Origin of the sequence: Inquilinus limosus MP06 (assembly GCF_000767795.1) — a bacterium.
Taxonomy (GTDB): domain Bacteria; phylum Pseudomonadota; class Alphaproteobacteria; order DSM-16000; family Inquilinaceae; genus Inquilinus; species Inquilinus limosus_E.
Map to the genome: position 1 here is coordinate 1 of NZ_JANX01000460.1, position 5,246 is coordinate 5,246.

Consider the following 5,246-nt stretch of genomic DNA (forward strand, 5'->3'; position numbering starts at 1 on the left):
GCCGGTGCGCGACGCCGCCAGGCTGGCCAGGATCGCCAGGCCCAGCGCCCCGCCCATCATGAAGGCGGTGTTGACCATGCCGGAGGCGAGGCCGGATTCGGTCGGGCCAACCTCGCTGATCGCCGCCAGCAGCACCGGGTTCAGCGCCATGCCGCAGCCCAGGCCCAGCAGCAGCATCCCGGGCAGGACGTGCAGCGTGAAGCTGCCGCCGACCGGGGCCCAGGCGAACAGCGCCAGCCCGGCGGCCGCCAGCAGCAGCCCGACCACGATCGGCAGGCGGATGCCGACGCGCATCACCAGCTTCGCCGACAGGCCCAGCGAGAAGGCGGCCATGATCAGGTTGGCCGGCAGGAAGGCCAGGCCAACCTCCATCGGGCCATAGCCCAGCACCTGCTGCATGTAGAGGGCCGAGAGGAAGAACCAGGCGAACATGGCCGCGGCCCACAGCGTGCCGATGACGTTGGCCACGGCCAGGCTGCGCAGGCGGAACAGGCCCAGCGGCATCAGCGGCGCGGCCACGCGGGTCTCGATCGCCACGAACACCGCCAGCAGCACCACGGCGCCGCCGAGCAGGCCGAGGGTTTGGGCCGAGGTCCAGCCGGCGTCGTTGCCGTTGACGATGGCATAGACCGCCAGCATCAGCGCCGCGGTGACGGTGACCGCCCCGGCGATGTCCAGCCGCCGGTCCGCCGCATCGCTGCGGGTGGCCGGCAGCAGGGCCAGCGACAGGCCGAACACGGCAATGCCGATCGGCAGGTTGATCAGGAAGATCCAGTGCCAGCTCAGCGCCCCGGTCAGCAGGCCGCCCAGCAGCACGCCGATGCTGCCGCCGCCGGCGCAGACGAAGCCGTAGACGCCCATCGCCTTGGCCCGGTCCGCCGGCTCGGTGAACAGGTCCATGATCAGCGACAGGGCGACGGCGGAGACGACGGCACCGCCCAGCCCCTGGATCGCCCGCGCGGCGACCAGCACGCCCTGGCCGGTCGACAGGCCGCAGGCCAGCGACGCCAGGGTGAAACCGGCGAGGCCGATCAGGAACAGCCGGCGGTGGCCGAACAGGTCGCCCAGCCGGCCGCCCAGCAGCAGGAAGCCGCCGAAGGTCAGCAGATAGCCGTTCACCACCCAGGCCAGGGTCGAGTCGTTGAAGCCGAGATCGGTCTTGATCGAGGGCAGCGCCACGTTCACGACGGTCGAATCCAGCACGATCATCAGGACGCCGAGGCACAGCACGGTCAGCGCCAGCCAACGCCCGTTGTGGGGTGCCGCCGCACGAGATTCGGCAGGGCGGTCCGTCATGGCGTTCTCCCTTTTTCGGGTTGGCCGACGGGTCGGCGGTCTCGTTTGTTAACTCAAGAGTTTAGTATCATGCCGCTGCCGGACGGGGCAAGGCCCCGACCTCAGCGTGCCGGCGTCAGCTCAGCCCCTCATGCCGCAGCGCCAGCTGCACCGCCGGCCGGGCGTTGACCCGGTCGAAATAGGCCGGCAGCGGGTCGGGCCGCGGCAGCTTCAGGTCCCGGGCCCAGCGCAGCATGACGTAGAGATAGGCGTCGGCGACGCTCATCTCCGCGCCGAACAGGTAGTCGCCGGGCAGCCGCTCGGCGAGATAGTCGAGGCGCTGCGCCACCACCTCGTCGACGACCTGCTTCTCCTGGTCGCTGGTCGGGAAGATCGACCGGATCAGCAGCTTGTGCAGCTCGGCGCCGATGAAGCTCAGCATCTCCGCCAGCCGGATCCACCCCATCTCGCCGCCCGGAGCCAGATGCGGCGCGCGCTGGGCGACCCAGGTCAGGATCGCGGCGTTCTCGGTCAGCACCGTGCCGTCGTCGAGCACCAGCGCCGGGACGTAGCCCTTCGGGTTGACCGCGGTGAAGTCGTCGCCCGATTCGGTGCGCCGGGTCGGGATGTCGACCCGGATGCGCTCGAACTCCAGCCCGGCCTCGTGCAGGGCGATGTGGTCGGCCAGGCTGCAGGCGCCGGGGGCGAGGTACAGCTTCATCGGAAAGCCTCCTGTTGTCTGGTCACGACCCGGCGTCCGGCAGGGAGCCGAAATAGACCACCACCTCCCGGACCTTGCCGTCCTGGAAGCGGACATGCTCGACGTTGCGGAAGCGGACGCCGGATGTGAGGTCGAGCTCGTATTGTACCAGGGCCTCGTCGCCACGGTCGAACAGCCGCTCGAGGTTGAAGCGGCGGATGCCCTCGCTGTTCGGCCAGCAGCGCTCGAAATAGGCCGCCCGGTCGATGCGGTCGTCATAGGGGCTGGTGAAGGTGAAGTCCTCGCCCACCAGGCTCTCGATCGCCGCCCGATCCTTGGTCTCATAGGCCCTGTAATAGGCCCGGATCAGGTCGGGGATGTCGGTCTTGCCCATCGCTCGCTCCTCCGGTTGTGGGACGGGGCGGGTCAGTGCGCCGCCCGGCGCCGCAGGAAGGCGTCGAGCTTGTCCAGGATCTCGCGCCAGCCGCCCTCGCGGATCTCCGGCCGGTCGCCGCCGTCCAGGAACGCCGCCTGCTCGGTGAAGACCAGCCGGGTGCCGTCGCCGTCGGGCAGCAGCTCGACCGTGCTCAGCGAGGCCGAGATCCGGGTGTCGCCGCGGTCGATGGTGTAGCTGAACACGATCCGCCGGTCGGGCACGATGTCGGCATAGTGCGTCTCGTTGCGGTAGACCGGGTCGCCGGCCGGGCCGAAGCGGCTGGTCTCAATGCCGCCGACGCGGAAGTCGAATCGCGGTTCGGCCAGCACCCAGTCGTCGCCGGGTGAGCCCCAGACCAGCCGGGCGGCGGGGTCGGCCCAGGCCCTGAACACGCGGGACGGCGGCGCGTCGAAGCGGCGCCGGATGGTGAAGCCGCCATGCTGCACGGATCGCTCGCTCATGACGGTTCCTCCGGTGCGGCCTGTTTCTTAAGTGATGACTTCAGTATCATGGCGGAAGCGGCAAGGGCAAGGCGACACGCCGGCTGGTTTTGACCTGGACCGCAGCGGCGCGGTAGAAGCAGCCCCTTCCGGTTCCCATCACAACACCTCCGGTCGTTCGATGATCTCCATCAGCCAGCGCATTGCCGACGAGCTCTCCGTGCGCGAGGCCCAGGTCGCCGCCGCGGTCGAGCTGCTCGACGGCGGCGCGACCGTCCCGTTCGTCGCCCGCTACCGCAAGGAGGCGACGGGCGGGCTGGACGACGCCCAGCTGCGCACGCTGGACGAGCGGCTGCGCTACCTGCGCGAGCTGGAGGAGCGCCGGAAGACGATCCTCGACAGCATCGCCGAGCAGGGCAAGCTGGACGACGCGCTGCGCGTCCAGATCGAGGCGGCCGACACCAAGGCCCGGCTCGAGGACATCTACCTGCCCTACAAGCCGAAGCGCCGGACCAAGGCGATGATCGCCCGCGAGGCCGGGCTGGAGCCGCTGGCCGACTCGCTGCTGGGCGACCCGACCCGCGACCCGCAGGAGGCCGCCGCCGCCTTCGTCGACGCCGAGAAGGGCGTGGCCGACGCCGCCGCGGCGCTGGACGGCGCGCGGTCGATCCTGGTCGAGCGCTTCGGCGAGGATGCCGACCTCATCGGCAGCCTGCGCGAGGAGGCCTGGACCCGCGGCCGGCTGCTGTCGAAGGTGCGCGAGGGCAAGGAGCAGGCGGGCGCCAAGTTCTCCGACTATTTCGACTATGCCGAGAAGCTGACCAAGCTGCCGTCGCACCGCATCCTGGCCCTGTTCCGGGGCGAGAAGGAGGAGGCGCTGTCGCTGACGTTGGAGCCGGAGGAGCTGCCCGACTCGGCGGACCGCAAGGCGCCGGGCCTGTACGAGCAGCGCATCGCCCGCCGCTTCGGCATCGCCGACCAGGGCCGGCCGGGTGATGCCTGGCTGGCCGAGACGGTGCGCTGGGCCTGGCGCACCAAGATCCTGGTGCATCTCGACATCGACCTCCGGCTGCGCCTGTGGCAGGCGGCGGAGGAGGAGGCGGTGAAGGTCTTCGCCGGCAACCTGCGCGACCTGCTGCTGGCGGCGCCGGCTGGCACCCGCGCCACCATGGGCCTCGACCCCGGCTTCCGCACCGGGGTGAAGGTCGCCGTGGTCGACTCCACCGGTAAGGTCGTCGCCACCACCGCGATCTTCCCGCATGAGCCGCAGAAGCGCTGGGACGAGTCGATCGCCACCCTGGCCGAGCTGGCCCAGGCGCATGCGGTGGACCTGGTCGCCATCGGCAACGGCACGGCGTCGCGCGAGACCGACAGGCTGGCGGCCGAGCTGATGAAGCGGCATCCGGAGCTGAAGCTGACCAAGGCGGTGGTGTCGGAGGCCGGAGCCTCGGTCTACTCCGCCTCGGCCTTCGCCTCGCAGGAGCTGCCGGAGCTCGACGTGTCGCTGCGCGGGGCGGTGTCGATCGCCCGCCGGCTGCAGGACCCGCTGGCGGAGCTGGTGAAGATCGACCCGAAGTCGATCGGCGTCGGCCAGTACCAGCACGACCTCAGCGAGACCAAGCTGTCGCGCTCGCTCGACGCCGTGGTCGAGGATTGCGTGAACGCGGTCGGCGTCGACCTCAACACCGCCTCGGCGCCGCTGCTGGCGCGGGTGTCGGGCGTCGGCGAGGGGCTGGCCCAGAACATCGTGCAGCACCGCGACGCCAACGGCCCGTTCAAGGTCCGCTCGGCGCTGAAGGACGTGCCGCGGCTGGGGCCCAAGGCGTTCGAGCAATGCGCCGGCTTCCTGCGCATCCCGAACGGCGACGACCCGCTCGACGCCTCGGGCGTGCATCCGGAGGCCTATCCGGTGGTGCGCCGGATCATCGAGGCCACGGGCGGCGAGATCAAAGCGCTGATCGGCGACAGCGGGACGCTGCGCGGCCTGGAGCCGGAGCGCTTCACCGACGAGACCTTCGGCGTGCCGACGGTGACCGACATCCTGCGCGAGCTCGAGAAGCCGGGCCGCGACCCGCGCCCGGCCTTCAAGACCGCGACCTTCAAGGAGGGCGTCGAGAAGCTGTCCGACCTGCAGCCCGGCATGGTGCTGGAGGGGGTGGTGACCAACGTCGCGGCCTTCGGCGCCTTCGTCGATATCGGCGTGCACCAGGACGGGCTGGTGCACATCTCGGCGATGTCGAAGACCTTCGTGAAGGACCCGCGCACGGTGGCCAAGCCGGGCGACGTGGTGAAGGTCAAGGTGCTGGAGGTCGACCCGCAGCGCAAGCGCATCGGCCTGACCATGCGGCTCGACGACGACGGCCAGTCGCGGCCGCCGCGGCGCGAGGGCGGCGCC

The 5,246-nt window shown here is 70.7% G+C and carries 5 protein-coding genes; 1 reads left to right on the top strand and 4 read right to left on the bottom strand.

Features of this window, described 5'->3' with window-relative positions; all coding sequences use genetic code 11:
* The 4 genes from P409_RS25855 to P409_RS25870 form a co-directional block, all read right to left on the bottom strand.
* Positions 1 to 1,296, bottom strand: a 1,296-nt coding sequence (locus P409_RS25855; RefSeq protein ID WP_034845210.1) for a DHA2 family efflux MFS transporter permease subunit, incomplete at its 3' end; no start/stop codon positions are given.
* A 115-nt stretch (positions 1,297 to 1,411) separates the two neighbouring features.
* Positions 1,412 to 1,996 carry a glutathione S-transferase N-terminal domain-containing protein gene (locus P409_RS25860; protein WP_034845212.1) on the bottom strand — a complete coding sequence of 195 codons (585 nt, stop codon included), beginning with the start codon at positions 1,994 to 1,996 and terminating at the stop codon, positions 1,412 to 1,414.
* Between the two features lie 22 nt (positions 1,997 to 2,018).
* A complete protein-coding gene (locus P409_RS25865) occupies positions 2,019 to 2,369 on the bottom strand; it encodes a nuclear transport factor 2 family protein (RefSeq protein ID WP_034845214.1) in 351 nt (116 codons plus the stop codon).
* Between the two features lie 32 nt (positions 2,370 to 2,401).
* Positions 2,402 to 2,872, bottom strand: a complete 471-nt coding sequence (locus P409_RS25870) for an SRPBCC family protein (protein WP_034845216.1) — start codon at positions 2,870 to 2,872, stop codon at positions 2,402 to 2,404.
* Positions 2,873 to 3,032: 160 nt separating this feature from the next.
* Here P409_RS25870 and P409_RS25875 point away from each other — a divergent pair.
* Positions 3,033 to 5,246, top strand: a 2,214-nt coding sequence (locus tag P409_RS25875; RefSeq protein WP_034845217.1) for a Tex family protein, incomplete at its 3' end; no start/stop codon positions are given.

Excerpts from the sequence above, each read along its gene's own strand:
- P409_RS25860 (WP_034845212.1), bottom strand. The coding sequence starts at position 1,996 with ATGAAGCTGTACCTCGCCCCCGGCGCCTGCAGCCTGGCCGACCACATC.
- P409_RS25865 (WP_034845214.1), bottom strand. The coding sequence starts at position 2,369 with ATGGGCAAGACCGACATCCCCGACCTGATCCGGGCCTATTACAGGGCC.
- P409_RS25870 (WP_034845216.1), bottom strand. The coding sequence starts at position 2,872 with ATGAGCGAGCGATCCGTGCAGCATGGCGGCTTCACCATCCGGCGCCGC.